At 41.5% G+C, this 20,502-nt stretch carries 15 protein-coding genes; 5 read left to right on the forward strand and 10 right to left on the reverse strand.

The window, feature by feature from the left end; all coding sequences use genetic code 11:
* Nucleotides 1-61: 61 nt before the first annotated feature.
* The 4 genes from AC04NP_RS22865 to plsY form a co-directional block, all read right to left on the reverse strand.
* Nucleotides 62-1,372, reverse strand: a complete 1,311-nt coding sequence (locus AC04NP_RS22865; RefSeq protein WP_482862282.1) for a peptidoglycan DD-metalloendopeptidase family protein — start codon at nucleotides 1,370-1,372, stop codon at nucleotides 62-64.
* A gap of 157 nt (nucleotides 1,373-1,529) precedes the next feature.
* On the reverse strand, nucleotides 1,530-3,782 hold the full coding sequence (locus tag AC04NP_RS22870) for a protein-disulfide reductase DsbD family protein (RefSeq protein WP_482862283.1): 2,253 nt from the start codon (nucleotides 3,780-3,782) through the stop codon (nucleotides 1,530-1,532).
* 70 nt (nucleotides 3,783-3,852) lie between these two features.
* Complete coding sequence (locus tag AC04NP_RS22875) at nucleotides 3,853-5,232, reverse strand: dipeptidase (protein WP_482862284.1); 1,380 nt, start codon at nucleotides 5,230-5,232, stop codon at nucleotides 3,853-3,855.
* Nucleotides 5,233-5,340: 108 nt separating this feature from the next.
* A complete protein-coding gene (gene plsY / locus AC04NP_RS22880) occupies nucleotides 5,341-5,988 on the reverse strand; it encodes a glycerol-3-phosphate 1-O-acyltransferase PlsY (RefSeq protein WP_482862285.1) in 648 nt (215 codons plus the stop codon).
* Nucleotides 5,989-6,369: 381 nt separating this feature from the next.
* On the opposite strand from plsY, the gene AC04NP_RS22885 reads away from it, so the two are divergent.
* Complete coding sequence (locus AC04NP_RS22885) at nucleotides 6,370-8,085, forward strand: amidase (protein WP_482862286.1); 1,716 nt, start codon at nucleotides 6,370-6,372, stop codon at nucleotides 8,083-8,085.
* Nucleotides 8,086-8,172: 87 nt separating this feature from the next.
* Here the strand turns inward: AC04NP_RS22885 and AC04NP_RS22890 are convergent, their stop codons facing one another.
* From AC04NP_RS22890 to rbfA, 3 genes are all read right to left on the reverse strand, one after another.
* Nucleotides 8,173-11,118 carry a DEAD/DEAH box helicase gene (locus AC04NP_RS22890; protein WP_482862287.1) on the reverse strand — a complete coding sequence of 982 codons (2,946 nt, stop codon included), beginning with the start codon at nucleotides 11,116-11,118 and terminating at the stop codon, nucleotides 8,173-8,175.
* Nucleotides 11,119-11,317: 199 nt separating this feature from the next.
* Nucleotides 11,318-12,541, reverse strand: coding sequence for an FtsX-like permease family protein (locus AC04NP_RS22895; RefSeq protein ID WP_482862288.1), 1,224 nt, complete (start codon nucleotides 12,539-12,541; stop codon nucleotides 11,318-11,320).
* Between the two features lie 12 nt (nucleotides 12,542-12,553).
* Nucleotides 12,554-12,943, reverse strand: coding sequence for a 30S ribosome-binding factor RbfA (gene rbfA, locus AC04NP_RS22900; RefSeq protein WP_482862289.1), 390 nt, complete (start codon nucleotides 12,941-12,943; stop codon nucleotides 12,554-12,556).
* Between the two features lie 317 nt (nucleotides 12,944-13,260).
* Here rbfA and AC04NP_RS22905 point away from each other — a divergent pair, with 317 nt between their 5' ends.
* A complete protein-coding gene (locus tag AC04NP_RS22905) occupies nucleotides 13,261-14,553 on the forward strand; it encodes a hypothetical protein (RefSeq protein WP_482862290.1) in 1,293 nt (430 codons plus the stop codon).
* 296 nt (nucleotides 14,554-14,849) lie between these two features.
* Here the strand turns inward: AC04NP_RS22905 and rpiB are convergent, their stop codons facing one another.
* From rpiB to glyA, 3 genes are read right to left on the reverse strand one after another with little or no spacing between them, the layout of a single operon-like run.
* On the reverse strand, nucleotides 14,850-15,287 hold the full coding sequence (gene rpiB / locus AC04NP_RS22910; protein ID WP_482862291.1) for a ribose 5-phosphate isomerase B: 438 nt from the start codon (nucleotides 15,285-15,287) through the stop codon (nucleotides 14,850-14,852).
* Between the two features lie 11 nt (nucleotides 15,288-15,298).
* A complete protein-coding gene (tatC, locus tag AC04NP_RS22915; RefSeq protein ID WP_482862293.1) occupies nucleotides 15,299-16,090 on the reverse strand; it encodes a twin-arginine translocase subunit TatC in 792 nt (263 codons plus the stop codon).
* 35 nt (nucleotides 16,091-16,125) lie between these two features.
* Nucleotides 16,126-17,397: a serine hydroxymethyltransferase gene (glyA, locus tag AC04NP_RS22920; protein ID WP_482862294.1), complete on the reverse strand. Its 1,272-nt coding sequence runs from the start codon at nucleotides 17,395-17,397 to the stop codon at nucleotides 16,126-16,128.
* 195 nt (nucleotides 17,398-17,592) lie between these two features.
* On the opposite strand from glyA, the gene AC04NP_RS22925 reads away from it, so the two are divergent.
* The 3 genes from AC04NP_RS22925 to pheA all read left to right on the forward strand — a co-directional run bounded on the left by AC04NP_RS22925 (nucleotide 17,593) and on the right by pheA (nucleotide 20,468).
* Nucleotides 17,593-18,330 (forward strand): head GIN domain-containing protein, encoded by a 738-nt coding sequence (locus AC04NP_RS22925; protein ID WP_482862295.1) that lies wholly within the window; start codon nucleotides 17,593-17,595, stop codon nucleotides 18,328-18,330.
* A gap of 44 nt (nucleotides 18,331-18,374) precedes the next feature.
* Entirely contained in the window at nucleotides 18,375-19,223 is an 849-nt protein-coding gene (locus AC04NP_RS22930; protein WP_482862296.1) for a universal stress protein, read from the forward strand.
* 171 nt (nucleotides 19,224-19,394) lie between these two features.
* Entirely contained in the window at nucleotides 19,395-20,468 is a 1,074-nt protein-coding gene (gene pheA, locus AC04NP_RS22935) for a prephenate dehydratase (RefSeq protein WP_482862297.1), read from the forward strand.
* The last annotated feature ends 34 nt before the right edge of the window (nucleotides 20,469-20,502 follow it).

The following is a 20,502-nucleotide window of genomic DNA, read 5'->3' on the forward strand; positions in this document are numbered from 1 at the left end:
CCTATATTGTCTTGCTTTACATTTCTTTTGTTGTTATGTAAAATTAAATCATCTAAAACAGTCAATAGGCATTGGGGTACTTAACCTCGGATTGCGCTAATAAAGGCTCCACTTTATCCGCGTAATCAATATCATTCAGTAGCTTGAGAATTCTATCTTTGGTGGATTGAAACTTAACAATATCTTTTTCATTGACCGGACTTGCCGAAGGTAGTTTAACCTTCAAAGCATCTATTTGCACACCATTTTTCCAAAAGCGATAGCATAAATGCGGCCCGTTGGCCAAACCGGTACTTCCCACATATCCGATAGCCTGTCCCTGTTTAACCTTCACACCGGGTTCGATGCCTCTGGCAATTTTAGACATATGTAAATATTGGGTGGTATAGGTACTGTTATGCCTGATTTTTACAAAATTACCGTTGTATTTGCCATATTTTGCAGCTACCACAATGCCGTCACCAACCGAACGAATCTCAGTTCCCCGGGGAGCGGCAAAATCAGTACCACGGTGCGCCTTCCACCGTTTTTGTACCGGATGGAACCTTCTTCCCGAGTACCTGGAGCTGATTCTTGTAAATTTAATAGGATATTTCAACAGCGCCTTTCTCAGACTTTGCCCTTCTTCATCAAAATATTCAATGCCATTTCCCTGATCAAAGGCGATGGCAAAGTATTCATTAGCAAAATGTTCAAAATGGATTCCTTTGATATTTCCGATACCGACCGGTATGCCATCAACCAGCTTTTCTTCATAAATCAGCTTGAACCTGTCTCCTTTTTGCAGCCGCTGAAAATCAATCTGCCAGGCAAAAATGTCAACAAACTCATTGGTTAACCGGTGGCTCGCACTTAAATTCTCCATGGTTTCTGCCAGTGAGTATTCAATCTCACCGGCCATGGATTTTTCCACGATCTTTACCTCCCGCTGTTTCAATTCTACCGAAACAGAATCTTCCAGATTAAAAACCACGTAGTCGATCGGATTGGGTTCATAGATTAACGCTTTGGCTTCCGGAACTGAATCGGCTTTGTAAATGAGGGTATATTTCTTGTTGGTAGCCAGCTTTCTTACATCAAATATTTCCTTTGACGCCTTAGCCAGTTGATAAATTTTGGCGGGTTTAACATTATAAGGAGCAAGTATCTCAGAGATATTCTGATTCCTTTTCACTTTTTTTTCCAGGATATTCAGGTCATCGACTACTATACCATACAACTTTTTTGGCTCGGGAATTTCCTCTTTTACAGAATCAACCACTTGCTCAATAGCAGTTTCCTGGAACTTTATTTGGCTCTCATCTTCATTCAAAAAATAAAATATTGATGCCGCTCCCAAAATAGCGCCAAACACTACAAGACTTCTCCTCATTACTTTGAAAAATTTTTTGATAAACTTCTTACTGTTAGCTAAATAAACAGATAATCTTCAATAATCAGTGTAAAATATACTAAAATTCACAGTTATGTAATACCACAATGAGAATTTGTGTTTTTTATTGTCCCACTGACATTAATAAGATCAAATTTTATCTTTTGGATGCTAACTCCTGCTGCCTGAAGTTCTTTAATCCCTCGTCAAGAAAATTTACAAACTCATCAACCCTGCTGTAAGAAATAGGGTCCGTGAGCGCTTTTTCATTGTGGCCAATTACAAAATAGTTAGGTTGGGCGTTGTTATTAGCACGTTGGATTTGCAGGTCTGCATTTTGTTTTCCGATAGACTTTTTAACTTTGTCGTCATAGGCCGATATATACCATTCACTTTCAGGAAGGGTAGTTTTATCATCGACATACAAAGCCACCACCACAAATTCATTTTTTAACTTCTCCAAAACCCTGGGATCGGACCAGACAGCAGCTTCCATTTCCCTGCAGTTCGTACAACCATGCCCCGTAAAATCAATAAATACAGGTTTATTTTGAGCCTGTGCACATGCCAGTGCCTGTTCATAATCAAAGTATCCTTTTAACCCATGCGGTAAATGCAGGAAATCAGCATATTTAGGTTTATCACAGTTTTCATAAAATGAATCTTCATCAGTTGACTGGGAATCCCTGATAATACCGGCCACGTCAAAATCGTGGGTATACATGGGTGGCAGATAACCCGCCAGGGTCTTTAAAGGCGCCCCGAACATGCCGGGCACAAGGTATACCACAAATGAAAAGGTAATAATTGCCAGCAACAACCTCGGCACACTGATATATTTTAATTCGCTGTCATGGGGCAATTTGATTTTACCCAAAAGATAAAAGCCCATCAAAGAAAAAATAACTACCCAAATGGCAATATTCACTTCCCTGTCCAGAATTCCCCAATGGAAGGCCTGATCGGCAATGCTTAAAAATTTGAAAGCAAGTGCCAGTTCGAGAAATCCTAAAACCACTTTTACCGAGTTCAACCATCCACCTGATTTTGGTAAACTATTAAGCCATCCCGGAAAAATGGCAAACAAGGTAAAAGGGATGGCAAACGCCATTGAAAAAGCCAACATGCCCAAAATGGGCTTTAATACCTGTCCACCGGCAGCTTCTACTAAAATAGTGCCTACAATGGGCCCTGTACATGAAAATGAAACCAATACCAGGGTAAAGGCCATAAAAAATACGCCGATAAACCCTCCCTTATCAGCCTGCCTGTCCATTTTATTTACAAATGCACTGGGCAGCACAATGTCATACATGCCAAAAAATGACAAGGCAAAAAACAGAAATACGGCAAAGAATATAATGTTGGGAAGCCACTCGGTTGCCAGGTCATTGGCCGTTTCGGGGCCCATTAAAGGGGCAACAAGTGACCCTATAAACGTGTATATCAATATAATTGAAAGGCCGTAAAACAAAGCCTTGCCGGTACCGCCTGATTTTCCATTATTACCACCGGTAAAAAAGGTGACGGTCATGGGAATCATAGGAAATACGCATGGTGTAAGTAAAGCGGCCAGTCCAGCTAAAAATGCAGCCACCATAAACCACCAATATGACTCCTGGGTCTGTCGATAGTGTTTATCAAAAAAGGGCTCCATAGCAACTACAGGAATACCAACCTCCTCTTGGCGATCTGCGTTTGCCGTTTGCTTTTTTACCTCTGTACCGGCGTTAAAATTTCTTTCTTTATCCTCTTTTTCTTTATCATCTGTCACTTCGTTAATAGCCCGGCTGTCAGATACCGGAGGCTTTTGGGCTGTAGGCTGTTGATCATTCTGGCTTACCTCCGGGGTCTTGGCTTCACCGGTAACTTCACCGGATTTTTGTTCTTTGGTTTTTCCTGTTTTAACCGGTTCCTCCGTTGTTTTAGCCGCAATCACCTCAATATTGCCAAAAGTAAATTCTTCTTCAAACGGTATGCATTTACCATCTACATCCGTACAAACCTGGTATTCGTAAGTGCCGTTGATCACTAATCCCGGCTTTAAGACCTTAATGGTTTGCCTGAATTCACCTTTTACTTTAAAATAAGTGTAGTCGCATTCAAAAATCTCATCGTATTTCTTTTTGGCATCGATGGGTTGAATATTGCCGACGAGTGTATAGGCGTCAGACGCCCCGAAAGTAAATGTAGTTACCATCGGACCTATGTCACATTCAAAATCAGAGGAGTATAAATACCAATCGGGGTGAATTTCTGCTTTGAATATTAAATCTATTTCTTCTCCCACCTTTACACTCCCGTCAGATAATTCATGCGACCAGGTGGCTGGTTCTGTTACCTGGGGATGTCCGATCAAACTAACTAAAATCAGTGCCAGTGTTAGTAAAAAATTTGTCCTTCCTATCATTTTCAATAAGTGATCACCAATACTTGAAAAACGTTGTAAAAAAAAAATAGTTTATACAGAGACTTTTTACTTATAATTTATTTTTCAAGGCTGAAAAATGTTTGTGAAACAATGCAATGGTCTCGATTCCTTTTACAAAATTAAATACGCCGAACTTCTCATTCGGGGAATGTATGGCATCGGAGTCCAGGCCAAAACCCATTAGAACTGTGTCGATTTTTAATATTTCATCGAACAGCGCCACAATAGGGATACTACCTCCGTCTCTTGTGGGTACCGGCTTTTTGCCCCAGGCTTCCTCGAAGGCCATACTGGCTGCCTGAAAGGCAATGGAGTCCAACGGGGTCACATAAGGTTTACCACCGTGATGAGGCGTGACTTTTACTTTTACGGTGGCCGGGGCTATGGACATAAAGTGCGCTGTAAAAAGCCTGGCGATTTCGTCACTATCCTGGTCAGGGACAAGCCTCATGGAGATTTTTGCAAAAGCTTTGGCAGGCAAGACCGTCTTGGCGCCTTCTCCAATGTAACCTCCCCACATCCCATTCACATCCAGCGTAGGCCTGATACCTGTTCTTTCAAGTGTGGAGTAGCCTTTTTCACCGTCCACTGCCTCTAATCCCAAATCCTGCATGTAGGCAGCAAGGTCAAATGGCGCCTTGGCGAGCGCCGCCCTTTCTGCTTCCGATAATGCTACTACTTTATCATAAAATCCGGGAATTGTGATCTTATTATTTTCGTCTTTCAGGGAAGCTATCATCTTGCACAGTACATTGATAGGGTTATCTACCGCACCACCATACACACCGGAATGCAAATCGCGGTTAGGTCCGGTTACCTCCACAGCCAGGTAACTGAGTCCCTTCAAACCTATAGTAATGGATGGGGTCTCAGTGGAAATGATACTAGTATCTGATATCAGAATAACGTCTGCTTTAAGCCTCTGCTGGTTTTCCTGCAGAAAATCCTCCAGGTTTTCTGACCCTACTTCTTCCTCCCCTTCTATCATAAACTTAACGTTGCAAGTAAGGCCGCCGGTCTGTAGCATAGCCTCAAATGCTTTCACATGCATATAAAATTGCCCTTTATCATCTGCTGCCCCTCTGGCATAAATGTTCTCATCCTTAATCACCGGTTCAAAGGGGGGAGAGTCCCATAGCTCATACGGGTCAGCGGGTTGCACATCATAATGGCCATAAACCAAAATGGTTGGGAGGACCGGATCAAGTATTTTTTCCGCATAAACCACCGGATGCCCTGCGGTGGTGATTACCTCAGCCTCATCGACCCCTGCCGCCAGCAATTTGTCCCTGACAAAATTCGCTGCCTCGAGCACATCATTCCTGAACTTGCTGTCTGCACTGACCGAGGGTATTCTAAGTAAATCGAACAATTCATCGATAAATCTTTGCTGATGTTGCCCGATATATTTGTTAATTGCCGTACTCATACTTTTATGTTTGATAATAGTCAACAAAAAAACCACTCCCCAATTCAGGGAATGGCATTTTTTTGTTTGAATGTTAGTTTGGGTTTGTTGTTTGAAATCTTCATTAGGTTACATGGACCTTTTTTTAATGCGCAGGTTGGTTTTGTTTTCTTCGTTATTCAATATTCGCCTGATATTTTTTTTGTGCGTGTAGGCAACTATGGCGAATAACACAAATCCAAAAACCACCAATACCGGTTCACCAGGGGAAAATACCGGAATGGTCATAAGTATTGGAAATGCCAGGGTCCCTAAAATAGAACCCAGAGAAACATATCTTGTAATCAGTAAAACAATAAAAAATATACCCACACAAATCAGCGCCACCGGAAACTTGATAGCCAATGCCATGCCAAATAGGGTAGCCACACCTTTTCCTCCCTTAAAATTGGCGTACACTGGAAATATATGCCCCAGAATCGCCACAATGCCAAGAATTAATTTAAAAACTACTATGTCATGCTGTGGTATAGCATTGATAGCAAACAACAGCACTGCTAAAGAAGAAGCTGCCAGCCCTTTCATAATATCGACCAACATTACAATAAGACCTGCTTTTGCCCCAAGTACCCTGAAAGTATTGGTGGCTCCGGCATTACCGCTGCCATGCTCCCTAACATCTATGCCATAACGGTGTGTACCTACCCACACTGCTGTTGGAATAGAACCTATTAAATAGGCCAATACTACACTTACTGCCACTAATGGAAAATTCATACAATATTATTTACATTAACAATTACCATTTCAATCCTTTTAATAACAAAATTAAAAGAAGAGAAGCTTCAAAAATATAAGAAAACTTCAAAAATACAAAAAATGTAATATGGCTCAAGGAATGAAGCTACAATGGCGTAAGGCAAAGGTTATCTTTGATTACCAGATGGTTACAATATAATTCCCGTAAGCAATTTTCTCACATCTTTTTAATTCGGAAGACGGCAGTTATCATACTTATTGCCAACCTTTTCATCAAAAAATAGCTGAATCGGATCAGGAAGTCTTTTTGGTGCGTGCTGCCTGGCAACATAAAAGGCTCCATAGCGCTTTTTTTGCTTCAATTTTGGGCAATATGCTATTTATCTTTTAACTTGGGTCATGACCCGAATTGTAGTAATTATGAAAACCTGTTTCTTTTCCGGATACTTATTGAAAGCTTCTCCAGGTGTGAAAAGCTTGTTCCTGCTGCCTGTTTTTCTGTTATTGCCTGACCTTATTTATCCACAGGAACCGGCATCTCAAGATTCCCTTGACATTGCAGGAAAGGTTATGGGGCTGCACTTTACAAAGTCGGAGAGAGATTCCCTGAGAACCGGAGTAAAAGACAATCTCAAAAGCTATCTGCGGATACGAAAGTTTGACATCGAAAATGATATTCCGCCTGCTGTTATATTCAATCCTATTTTGCCGGGTATGACTTTTGAACAACAGCAGGAGATCATTTTCTGGTCTTACGATAGCAAGTTGTCCAGACCTCAATCGGATGCTGAACTGGCTTTTATGCCTGTTATGAAATTGGCTTCACTGATAAAAAATAAAAAGATAACCTCAACCGAGTTAACTGAAATATACCTGGAAAGACTTAAAAAGTATGGTGACACTTTGCAATGCGTAGTCACCATTACCGAAACCCTGGCCCTGAGGCAGGCAAAACAGGCTGACGAGGAAATTGCGGCTGGGAGATACAAAGGCCCTTTGCATGGTATTCCATATGGCGTAAAAGATTTACTGGCAGTCGAAGGCTACAAAACCACCTGGGGCGCCATGCCTTTTAAGGATCAGGCAATCAATGAAACTGCTACTGTGGTTTCTAAACTCGAAGCAGCCGGGGCAGTACTTGTAGCGAAATTGACGATGGGGGCCCTGGCCTGGGGCGATGTATGGTTTGGGGGTATCACCAAAAACCCATGGAATCCGGCACAAGGATCCAGTGGATCTTCAGCCGGTTCGGCATCGGCTACCGCTGCGGGGCTGGTGGGTTTTTCAATCGGCACCGAAACATGGGGTTCCATTGTTTCGCCTTCCACCCGGTGTGGAGTAACCGGACTCAGACCTACTTATGGCAGGGTTAGCAGGCATGGCGCTATGGCGCTGAGCTGGAGCATGGATAAAATCGGACCTATCTGCCGCAGTGCCGAGGATTGTGCCATTGTTTTTAATGCCATCCGGGGTCCGGATCCAAGGGATGCTACCTTAAAAGACCTGCCATTTAATTACAGAAATGATATTAACCTTAAAAATATGAAGGTTGGATATGTTAAATCATTGTTTGAAAGAGACTATGGAAACAAACAAAATGACTCATTGAGCTTAAAAGTGCTAAAAGATCTCGGAGCCACCCTCTTCCCTGTAAACCTCCCGGAAGACATTCCAGCCGATGCTTTGGCATTTATCCTCAGTGCAGAAGCCGCCACGGCATTCGACGACTTAACCCGTAACAACCGCGACACCTTGCTGGTAAGACAAATTAAAAATGCCTGGCCCAATGTTTTTCGAATAGCCAGGTACATTCCAGCCGTTGAGTATATTCAGGCCAATCGCCTGCGTTATTTGTTGCAGGATGCCTTTTTTAAAATGATACGGGATTACGATGTGATAGTAACGCCAAGTTTTGGGGGCAATCAATTACTCATTACCAATCTAACCGGTCATCCATGCGTGGTAACCCCAAATGGTTTTAATGAAAATGGGAGTCCTGCCAGCATAAGTTTTATCGGAAATTTATACGATGAAGCTGCTATTCTGGCAGTGGCCAGCATGTTTCAGCATGCCACCGGTTTTGATGAAAAACATCCGCCATTGTTTGTTAAATGATAGTTAATACAATGCATTGTGCCCCCTGAGCAGCGGGCTAGTCATCGTATGGCTCCAAGCCATACGATGACTTCGTAATGGTTTTAATTATTCAAACAAAGACTCGATGTCTTCTTTGGATAGGTTTTTAACAAAGCTTTCTTCCGTGGAAATCAACTCATTGGCCAGCTTCAGCTTATTTTTTTGCAGAAGCAATATTTTTTCCTCTACTGTATTTTTAGAGATGAACTTATAGGTGAATACCGTATTTTTCTGACCGATCCGGTGTGCCCTGTCTACTGCCTGCGCTTCAATGGCCGGGTTCCACCAGGGATCCAGGATAAATACATAATCCGCTTGGGTTAGATTGAGTCCTAATCCACCTGCTTTCAGGGAAATAAGGAAAATTTTAAGATCTTTTTCGTTTTGGAATCGCTCCACCTGGGTCTTGCGGTCTTTGGTTGTCCCATCCAGGTAAACATACGCAATCTTTTGGTTATCCAGAAAAGTTCTGAAAATAGAAAGGTGTTTAACAAACTGACTGAACACCAGCATCTTGTGACCCTTGGAGATGGCATTCATTAACATGCCGGTGCTTTCATCCAGTTTACCGGAGTCACCCCCATAATCTTCGGTCACCATGCGTGGATGATTGGCAATCTGGCGCAGTTTGGTCAAACCTTGCAATAACAGAAACTGGGAGTTATTGACACCGTGAGAGTCAATATGCTCCAATATCTTATTCCGGTAAAACGACTTAGCCTCCTCGTAATGCTCTTCCTGCATGGTGGTCATGGTACAGTACCGGATGTTTTCTATCTTTTCCGGAAGTTCACGGGCCACCTGGGATTTATGCCTCCTTAAAATAAATGGTTTGATAATGGAGTTTAGCTTGATGGTCTTGTTCTGGTCCCGCTTCTTTTCGATCGGTGTCAAAAACTCATTTTTAAAAAAGGATTGGTTTCCCAATAATCCCGGGTTAATGAAAGACATTTGTGACCATAAATCCAGGGTACTGTTTTCTAATGGGGTACCTGTAAGAATTAATCTGTGCTTTGATTTTAATTGCTTGACTGACTTGGCAATATTGGAATTCGGGTTTTTTATGGCCTGCGATTCGTCCAGTATAATGTGGTGGAAGTAGTATTCTTTCAAAATTTCCACATCCAGCCGGCTGATTCCGTAAGATGTCAAAATCAAATCATAACTTTCAAATTGGGTGACATCTTTCAGCCTGTTCGTTCCCGTGTATACAAAGATGTTTAGCTGTGGTGTAAATTTTCTTGCCTCCATTTCCCAGTTGTAAATCAGAGAGGTTGGCATGATCAATAGCGAAGCATTTACGGTACCATTTTCCTTCTCTGCCTGAAGCATGGCCAGGGTCTGAACCGTTTTCCCCAAGCCCATATCATCGGCCAGACAACCTCCAAAGCCAAATTTATTCAGAAACTGGAGCCAGTTATATCCAGCCTTTTGATAAGGCCTGAGGGTGCCGATAAACTTCTCCGGAAGCGGGTAATCTTCTATTTCATCAAATTCCCGGAGTTTTTCTAGTTTACGACTCATAGTGACTTGGGCGAGATTGCCATTTTCAAGGTCTTTCACCAAGGCCAAATGATGCTTTTTCAACGTCAGATCATCCAGCCCTTTCTCTTTTTCCTCCATGAAGGCAAAAAGTTCCGAGTACTCGATAAGCCATTTTTCCGGTATCACCGCAATTTCCCCATTTGGTAAAATTATCTCCTGTCGTTTTTTGAGAATTCTTTTCCTGAGCTCATTAAACGGAATTTCGTATTCCCCGAATTTTACAATGGCGTAAATGTCAAACCAATCAATATTTTCCTTCACCTCAATTTTGATGGATGGCTCCCCCAGGAAATATTTTTTATCGTGATTGGCATCCTGTCTGAGAACAAACCCTTCCTTTTCCAATTGATCTTTGTACTTTCTGATCCAGGTAAAAGCCTGTAATTTTGGCCAGCTCAAAACCGCGTTTTTGGCAATAAAACCTTTGTCACGCAGCATGGATAAAAACCGTTTTTCCTTATCGAGTTGCCGGCTGATGCGATGAAAAACATAATTATTGCCATCCTTTTCCACTTTTACACTCGTGGGCACCAAATGGTCAGCCCCGAAATTATAAGGCCCGTATTTAAAGCCTAACCTGAACAGTATGGTGCCGCCCCGATCCTCTTCAGCCAGCGCCACACCATGGCCATTTTTGGAAAAAAGATCCATAGTATTCCCCACTCTGCTTAGTTCCGAAAAGGTTAACACCGGCACAGGTTCCGGGCTGGCAGTTACAATGTCAAACCCTTTGGCATAAACATCAAAAGATGCTACCAGGGGTGCTACAAACTTCTTGTAGTAAGTGTCTTCGACTTTTTTGGGAATCTCAATAAACTTTTTATTGATAAAAGGGATCAGTTTTTTGCCATCCACCTGACCCTTGAAATGATAAAGTTTACGGTCTACCACCATCCAGGCGGGTTCATTACAAATTATATAGGCGCCTTTATATTGAAAATCCACCTTTTCACCATCGTATTTGATGGTAGGAAAATAATGCGTGTTTCCTTCATTTCTCCTGAAATGAAATAATATGGTAGCCTCCTTTTCAAGAATATCGATCCTGTTTCCGGCAGGTTCCCCATCGTTATTCATTTCATACAATTCCTTCCCCTGTAACAGGCGTAGTATTTTCGCACGCCGTCTTACCAGATAGCGTTCGATTTCTTGCTGCAAATCCTTGTTCCCCCTTTCGGGATGAAACACCTTGGGAAAAAACTCGGCAGGTTTAATCTTCTTTTTGTGATAAAACTTTATTACGGCATCTTGTTGCATTGAATCCATCAGCCTGATCAATTCATAATCGTGGCTGTCGAGGCCTGCGGCAAACTCCTTGGCATTCTGAGAGGAAATGTTTTGATGAACAAAAGTCAGCTTTCCTTTTGTATCTAACTGAACCACAAATGATTCAAACAGATAACCCAGGTATTCATGCTCAAAAAGCGAATAAATTATTCTAAACGGTTTGGCGGTGGATACTACCATTTTTTAATTTCAACTAAATCGCAAAATAAAAAAAAAATATTATAAGTCATAAAAAATTACAAATTATGTAACATAGAGTCTTTGCTAAAAGTTTAGCAAAAAAGTTACGATAATTTTAAAAAAACACTCAAAAATTACAATATGCTTAAAAAAGGGCAGGGTTTAATAAATTCGAAGAACACGAACATTTGAAAATACATTATAAGTTTTCTCCTATTTTTATTCTGGAGGACTGAAGGGCCGGGCGGTACGAAGCGAGGAATGTGATAATGATAATGCTGATTGCGGTGTAAAGAAAATCCGTAAATTGCATTTTCACAGGATATGCTTCCAGAATTGAAGATTGCATGCCCATAGAAACCAATCCGAATTCCTGCTGCAAAAACAGTAATGTTAAGCCCAGTAATAACCCAAAAAAAGCGCCGGTAAAGGCGATGATCGCTCCTTCTGAGAGAAAGATTCTTTTGATCAAGTTTCTCGATGCTCCCAGGGAATGGAGAATTGCCATATCCTTTTTCTTTTCAATCCCCAGCATGGTCAATGCAAAAAAAGTGTTAAAAGAAGCAATGGCCAGTATGAATGAAAAAACCAGAAATACAAATAACTTTTCAATACGAATAGCCCTCAACAGACTTGCATGTTGCTCATCTCCGTTCAATACCTCAAATTCACTTCCTAATAAAGATTTTAGTCTTCTCTGAACACCTTTTACATTATACCGTGCACCGGTTTTTATTTCCAAAGAAGTGCGCTGGTCTTTCATTCCAAATAAATCCAAGGCAAAATCAAGCGGAACAAAGACGTACTCTTCTGTATATTGCTGTTCAATTGCAAACACCGCTCCGGGCATAATGCTTTTTTGCTTGAAAAGGTCGCCAGGATCTACGGCACCTATTTTGAGGTCTTTAGGGTAGTAAACTTTTAATGGATTAAACTCATTTTCAGGTGGAATGGATAAAGCCAGTTGGGTAGCTCTTCCAATGATCGCATATCTTATTTTACCTTCGCTCAGTTTCAGCTCCCCCTCAATTATCTGATCTTTGAGACGCTTTTCCAAAAGAAAATTCTCGCCTACACCTTTAATCTTTACAATGACCTGATCATCCTGATATTCAATGAGGGCATTATCTTCCACCACTTCGGTCACTAACTCAACCCCTTCAATGCTGTTAATGGCAGTAAGTAACGCTTCTGTCATCTCAAAAGATTTACCTGTACTGGCGGAAATTTTAATCTCCGGATCAAAGGAACCATACAGAGACCTGATGTTTTCCTTAAGTCCGTTCATGACTGACAAAGCTATGACCAGAGCCATAGTACCGATTGCCACGCCAAACATGGAAATTTTTGAAATTACATTGATGAAATTTCGTTTTTTCTTGGACTGAAAATATCTCTTGGCAATAAAATAGGGTAAATTCAACCTTAAAATGTTTTACGTTTCAACATCATCACCACCATCCGTTTTTTCATCCGGTATTTGAAGCTCTTTAAACACTTTGTCTATCCTGTCGGCGTGATCCGGAGCATTATCCAAATAAAAGTGTAACTCCGGAATCGCCTTTACATGTTTTCCGATTTTATGACCAAGAAAACCCCTGATTTCATATTTGCGATTGTTCAGGTGCTCCACCAGTTGCCTTTTGTCCGGCGTCATCAAAGCACTTACATAAACTTTGGCTAAGCTCAGGTCAGGACTCATGACGACCTCGGTGATTGTAACAAAGGCTTTGTCAAAAAGGCCTCTCCCCTCCCGCTGAAAAATTTCACCTAAATCTTTCTGTATCAGCCGGGAATACTTCTTTTGTCTTTTGCTGTCCGCCATAATGATTAGATAAACAAACGGTAAATTTCGTCAATATTAGTATATTTTAATAAACAGTGGAAATCAACTTCCGGTTTTTACCTAAATTAATTCCTATCTTTAATTAAGATGGCCGTTTGAGAATTAAAAATTGAACCTTATTTTTACAAAAATTCAGGAAAGGATAAAATACTTAAATGTAACTTCATTTGCTAAGCTATTTCAGAATAAATGATCCTTACCGATTAGCTGTGATTTTTGCTTTTTTGGTTTCGGTAAGGCTTACAATTTTTTCAGGTGAATTTCCCGAACATATTTCGGAACTAAAATGGATGGTCATGGGTGAAAAATTATCCGGAGACTCGGTGCTATATGTGGATCTCTGGGATAATTTCCCCCCACTGTCAGCGGCAGTTTACCGTTTTATCGACAGTGTTTTCGACAGATCTCCTCTTACCAATCACATCTTATCACTGTTCCTGGTGTTTTTCCAGGCTATCATCTTTAATAACCTGCTTCTTAAACACAGGGCCTACAATGAAAACACCTATCTGCCAGCGTTTTTGTATGTGATTTTAATGAACCTTTTCTTTGACTTTTATCTCCTGTCACCCGTATTGATGGGTTTGACTTTTATTTTGCTGGCGCTCGACAATATTATCACACATTTGAGTGATACCAGAAATGACCAACTTGTTCTTTATACAGGCTTGTATCTGGGGGTAGCCAATTTGTTTTACTATCCTTCATTTATGGTGCTGATCGCTGTCTATGTCGCCTACACCTTCCTGACTGCTACCAGTATCCGGCGATATTTACTCCTTACTTTCGGGTATGGCTTACCCATCATAATAACATGGATATACTATTATCTGCAAGGGGGTATGAAAGAGTTTTACATTGATTTTGTATTTTCCATTTTCAATGTAAGCAGCCATAACTATCTTGAGCCGGTATTTTATTTGTGTATTCTCATAATTCCTTTTGGTTTCGCATTGGTGGCCATTACAAAAACATTACGTTCTATCCGTTTTACGAACCAACAGGAGAGAATACAGAAGCTGATGTTAATCATTTTATTCTTTGCAGCCCTGGCCTGGCTATTTAATAAAGAGCGCGCCCCGTTTCAACTGATCATAACAATTCCACCCGTAGCTTTTTTTCTGACACATTATTTTTTGAATATCCGCGCAAAATGGAAGGCTGAAGTACTTTTTGCTATCTTTTTAGGAGGAATGCTTTTCATCAATATCAGCACCTACCAAAAAACAGGTTTTGTGATGAAATACATTAGTTACGATGACCTTGAGGTGGGCACTACCCGGTGGGACGACCTGGTCAGGGGTAAAAAAATTCTATACCTGGGGGAAGACTACAGCATTTACCAAAGTGCCAGTCTGGCCACTCCCTATTTTAACTGGGATTTGTCAAAATTGCATTTAAATTACTCGCAGTATTTTGATAACCTTACCGCTATCTACAGAAATTTTCAAAGGGAGCTACCCGAGGTTATTATCGATGAAAAAGGGGTGATGGTAGAGGTCATGAATAAAATGCCTACCATAAAAAAGGCCTACCAGTCGCGGGAAAACGGGAAGGTTTATGTCAAACGGCCGGTCGTAAAGCCATAACTTTTGGATCACCGTATTTCAAGTCCCGGTAATCAAAAAATTTTATTTCAAAAGCAAATGAAGTGACCGGCGCAAATGTCCGTGGGTGTTTTGCCACTTAAGCATGTGCCCGTATTTTTATTTTATTTACAGGCAAAAACGGCTGTGTCTCTTGGTGTCTTCGTGGTGAAAAATGGTGAACCACAAAGACACCAAGGCACGAAGATATACAAAGAGACGCAGGTGTCACCAGAGACAATTGCAGGAGATACCTACCATTCGCAGGTTCGAAGGATCGCGCCTCCACATTCAGAAGATTATAAACAGGCGATTTTGGCAACCCTTCTGGCGTGTCTGCCGCCTTCAAAGTCAGACGAAAAAAACGTGTCTACAATTTTCTCAGCCAGTGAAAATTCAATGAATCTTGCCGGAAGGCACAGCACATTGGCATCATTATGTTGCCTGGCCAGGGCGGCAAGTTCTTCTTTCCAGCATACTGCGGCTCTGATGCCCTGATGTTTATTGGCAGTGATAGCCACACCATTGCCACTGCCGCATATCAACAGGCCAAATTCGGACTGGCCGCTCTCGACCGCCATGGCAACCGGGTGTACAAAATCAGGATAATCTACCGAGTCGGGACTAAAGGGTCCGAAATCCTTTACACTGACGCCTTCTTTTTCCAGTTTCTCTACCAGGCGTTGCTTATATTCATAACCTGCATGGTCTCCTCCAATGGCAATTTTCGTACTCATTTTTTTCCTGTTTATGATTCTAATTCCTTTAATCTCTTTTTTTCAACCCTTGCCGATATAGAGATACTAAATTCATACAAAATTGTCAAGGGAATGGCAATCAAAATCTGACTGATTATATCGGGAGGAGTGAGGAGAGCCGCGACGAATAATATGATCACTATGGCATGCCTTCTGTATTTCTTCAAAAATTCCGGGGTGACAATGCCCGCTTTGGAAAGAAAAAGTGTGACTACCGGAATCTGGAAAAGGATGCCGCATGCCAGTACCAGGGTAGTAATAAAAGTAACGAAATAGGTAATATCAAATTCATTGGATATCGCGTCAGACACTTTGTAATTGACCATAAAGTTGAATGAAAGCGGTGTAATTACGTAATATCCAAACAATACTCCACTCATGAACAAAACGCTTACAAAAAAGACCGCCCCCCGGCTTACCTTTCTTTCCTGCTCATAAAGTCCCGGGCTGATAAAACGCCAGAACTCCCAGAAAGTGTAAGGAAAAGCGCAAATGATCCCGATAACAAAGGAAGAGGTCAGGTGCATGGTAAATTGCCCTGTAACTTTCCTGCTTTGGATAACAAAATCCAGTTCCTCAATACACAAAACATTCGACCCGGTGATCTCCCCTATTTTACATAAGACCCGGAAAGTTAAAAAATCGGGTTTGGTAGGCCCTAGTATGAGTGTGCCCCAGACAAAATCTTTTAGCAAAAAAGCAGTAACAGCAAATACAAACACTGCAATCACTGATCTCACTATATGCCACCTGAGCTCTTCCAGGTGGTCTAAAAAAGACATTTCTTTTTCTGTTGACACCTATAAATGGTCAAAAATTATTTAAATAACGGATAACTGCTCATCCATGTGTTCACCTCCTTTTTTACCTCCCCGATCGCTCTTTCATCCTCATGGTTTTCAATAACACGGTCAATCAGTTCTACGATCTTGGCCATATCATTTTCAACCAGTCCCCTCGTGGTAATCGCTGCCGTGCCAACCCGCATACCCGAGGTAACAAACGGCGACTTGTCATCAAATGGCACCATATTTTTGTTAATGGTAATGTCTGCATTTACGAGGGAATTTTCAGCATCTTTGCCGGTAATTCCCTTGGAACGAAGGTCAATCAGCATCAGGTGGTTGTCAGTACCACCGGAAATCAGATCGTAGCCCTTGTCAACAAAGCACCTTGCCATGGCTTTAGCATTTTTCTGTACCTGGATGATGTATTCCATATATGCGTCACTCAATGCTTCACCAAATGCTACTGCCTTGGAGGCAATTACATGTTCAAGGGGACCTCCCTGAGTACCGGGAAAAACACCCGAATCCAGTAAGGAGGACATCATCCTGACCTTTCCTTTGGGCGTTTTGATGCCAAAAGGGTTTTCAAAATCCTCCCCCATCAATATGAGCCCTCCTCTGGGGCCTCTTAATGTTTTATGCGTGGTGGTGGTAACTATATGGCAATGTTTCAGAGGGTCGTTTAACAAACCCCTGGCAATTAACCCCGCCGGATGTGAAATATCTGCCAACAGCAAGGCACCTATTTCATCGCTGACCGATCTCAACCTTTTATAGTCCCAATCCCGGCTATAGGCTGATGCTCCGCATATAATGAGCCTGGGTTTTTCTCTTTTGGCAATTTCTTCCACCTCATCCCAGTTTATCACACCACTTTCTTTTTCCACGCCATAGAAAGACGGACTGTACAATTTACCGGAAAAATTGACCGTTGAGCCATGCGTTAAATGTCCTCCATGGGAAAGATCAAATCCAAGAATCTTGTCACCGGGGTTAAGCACGGCCAGCATAACCGCTGCGTTGGCCTGGGCGCCTGAATGGGGTTGTACATTCGCCCAACTCGCCCCGAACAATTCCTTAACCCGGTCGATGGCGATTTGTTCTACTTCATCAACCACCTCACACCCTCCATAGTAACGCTTGCCGGGCAGGCCCTCCGCATATTTATTCGTTAACACGGTTCCCATTGCTTCAAGCACCTGATCTGACACAAAATTCTCCGAGGCAATTAATTCTATGCCGGATTCCTGTCTTCTTTTCTCCTTGTCGATCAAGTCAAATAAAATAGTATCCCTGCGCATGTTAATGATTTATGACCAATAATTTTTGTGGCAAAAATACATGAACCACCCAGAACATGAAATTTATTTATGATTATTTTTATCTCGATAATCAGAGATTATTTCCTCCGGTATGCCAAAAAACCAGGCATTTGTTGAAAAACTTGAAAATTAGACAATTTAATCTTATATTAAAAAAACTAACTTCTAATACCTATGTTAAAAACCTGTTCATTCGTATTGATCAGCATGGGGGCAGCCCTGCTCACATCCTGTGGCCACCTTCGCTTTGAAAGAGGGAATGGTGATATTATCCTCCAAACAATCGAGGTTTCCGGTTTTGAAAAAGTTGACGTCCGTGGTTTTTATGAAGTCACGCTGCAACCCGGCACGGAGGAAGGAGTAACCATCGAAACGGATGAAAACCTGTTTGATTTTATCGAAGTCTTTGTGCGGGGCAACAAATTGATCATAGCGAGTGAAGAATCACTAAAAAGTGATTTTGGCATAAAAATAGCTATAACCTACAAAGCGTTGAAAGCCATATCTTCAAGTGGTGCCTCTGTGATCAAAACAAACGGCACCGTGACGACAGAAGATCTGAAAATAGCTATGTCGGGGGCTGGTTTGATAGAAATGGATGTCGAAACCCAAATGCTTGACTTAAATCTGTCTGGCGCAGGCATGGTCAGGTTATCGGGTGAGACTGATGAGCAGTTCCTTGAATTAAGTGGCGCCGGGAGCCTGGATGCCTATGAACTGAAAAGCGACGCGTGTTCCGTAAACCTCAGTGGCGTTGGAGCGGCAAAGGTATATGTTAAAGAAAAACTTGACGCCAGGGTCAGTGGCATTGGTGGTATAAAGTACCGGGGTAATCCTAAAAGTGTCAATAAAAATGTGTCCGGGCTTGGGAAAGTTAAAAGAGACGAAAATGACAACGAAACCGTTATTTAGAAATAATTATATTTTACAAATGTTTGAGTATAAAAACTGTTATTATGAATAGAATATTGGTCCCAACCGATTTTTCAAATATCGCTGCAAACGCGCTGAATGTGGCACTGGATATAGCTGAAAAATCTAACGCTGAAATTTATTTACTGAATGTTATAGAACCCCTGGTAGATGCGGGCTTTAGTGCTTCGGGGTCACTGGATTTTGAATATACCATTACTGAAGAAGACCGCTACATTTACGAACTGCACGCAGTAAATGAAAAAAAGTTAGCTGCTTTTGCCGCAAGATACGCAAGAAGTAACGTTGATATATTTCCAACCATTGCCATCGACAAGGTGGGAGATGGCGTGCTGGGTTTTATGAAAAAGCACAAAATTGACCTGGTGGTAATGGGAACCAGCGGTGAAAATACCTTTGAGGAGTATTTCATAGGCAATCATACGGAACAAGTGATGAGGGAAGCCAACAGGCCGGTACTGGCTATCAGAAATCAAATAGACAAATTTAAGATGGAAAATGTGGTCATAGCTACCGATCTTAAAACCAACGCTTCGGAATGTATGTCCCATCTCCTCGGACTCTTCAATGAATTAAAGCCTCAAATTCACCTTTTACATATCTCCAGGTCGAATAGTATTTCTGTGAAGGAAACTGATGAAAAGTTAAGCCAGTTCGCTAAAAAACATCAGTTGGAAAACTATACCAGTAATGTTATCCGTCATAACAAGCTGAAAATGGGTATCCAAAGATTTGCCAGTGAAATGAAGGCAGATATGATCGTCACTTTTACCCACGGCCGTAAAGGCCTGGCCCATTTTTTCAGAGGAAGTATTTCCGAGGATTTGGTAAGACAGGCGAAAGTTCCGGTATTGTCAGTTCATATTGATTGAAAGTAAAATATCTTTTTATGAACAAAAGCCTTTTACAGTGAGAAGGCTTTTTTTATTTTTCAATTCATATATCTCAAAAAATTAGTTTAATTTGGAGGAATTTTTTATTCCAGACCTATAAAAAATGAAGTCCTCGTACTAAATCAAGCGGTTTTATCAATAAATTACATTTTGAGCTTAGAAGAATTAAGACGAAAAATAGACCAAATTGACAATCAATTGCTGGCATTGCTTAATCAAAGGATGAGTTATGTTAAGGAAGTGGGAGTCCTGAAAAACAAGGCTAACAGTAAAATTTACAGGCCCGAAAGGGAGAAGTCCATCCTGGATCGGCTCGAAAAGTTCAATAAGGGTCCGTTAAATCAGAAAGCCATCGATGCGATTTTTCTGGAAATTTTTTCGGTAAGCAGAAACTTTGAACTGCCTGAAAAAGTTGCTTACCTTGGGCCAGAGGGCAGTTTTACGCACCAGGCTGCCGAAAGCAGATTTGGTGCCGTAAGTGAATACTTTTCATTGACGAGCATACGGTCTGTATTCGAAGCCGTATCGACTGACAGGGCCAGCTTCGGTGTAGTGCCTATTGAAAACAATCAGGAAGGGGTGGTCAGTGAAACTGTCAGTTACCTGGCAAAATTTGATCTTAAAATTGTGGCTGAAATTCCCATGCCTATTCACTTCAGTTTCGCCTCTTTCGCTGAAAAGCTCACTTCCATCAAAAAAATATATTCCAAAGATATCGCCTTCCGGCAATGCCGGAAATTTGTGCAGGACTCATTTGGTCAGCAAAAGGTAGAGTTAATACCGGTAAACTCAACATCGAAGGCTGTCAAAATTGCACTCAAGGATGATGAAAGTGCGGCAATCTGTTCCCATATTGCCGCCAGGGAGTCACAATTACCCATTTTGTTTGACAACATCGAAGATTCCAAAGACAATTACACACGCTTTATTATAATGGGTAAAAACTTTGAAAACCATCCTAGTGGCAATGACAAAACCACACTATTGGCCAAACCGTCGGACTCCGATAAGCCCGGCAGCCTCGCCTCTTTCCTTCAGGATTTTCATAATGCCGATATTAACTTAACCAAAATTGAAAGCCACCCGGCAAAAATCGGGAAAAACTTTAAATATTGGTTTTTCATTGACCTGGATGGTCATTTTCAGGATGAGCACGTTAAAAAAGTACTGACCAAGCATAAAAAGGAAATTAGTTTGCTGGGCAGTTATGTCAAGCTTTGCTAGAACCCTGCACTATTTGTAGTATATATAATATTGT

The sequence above is a fragment of the Agaribacillus sp. DX54 genome (assembly GCF_056858335.1).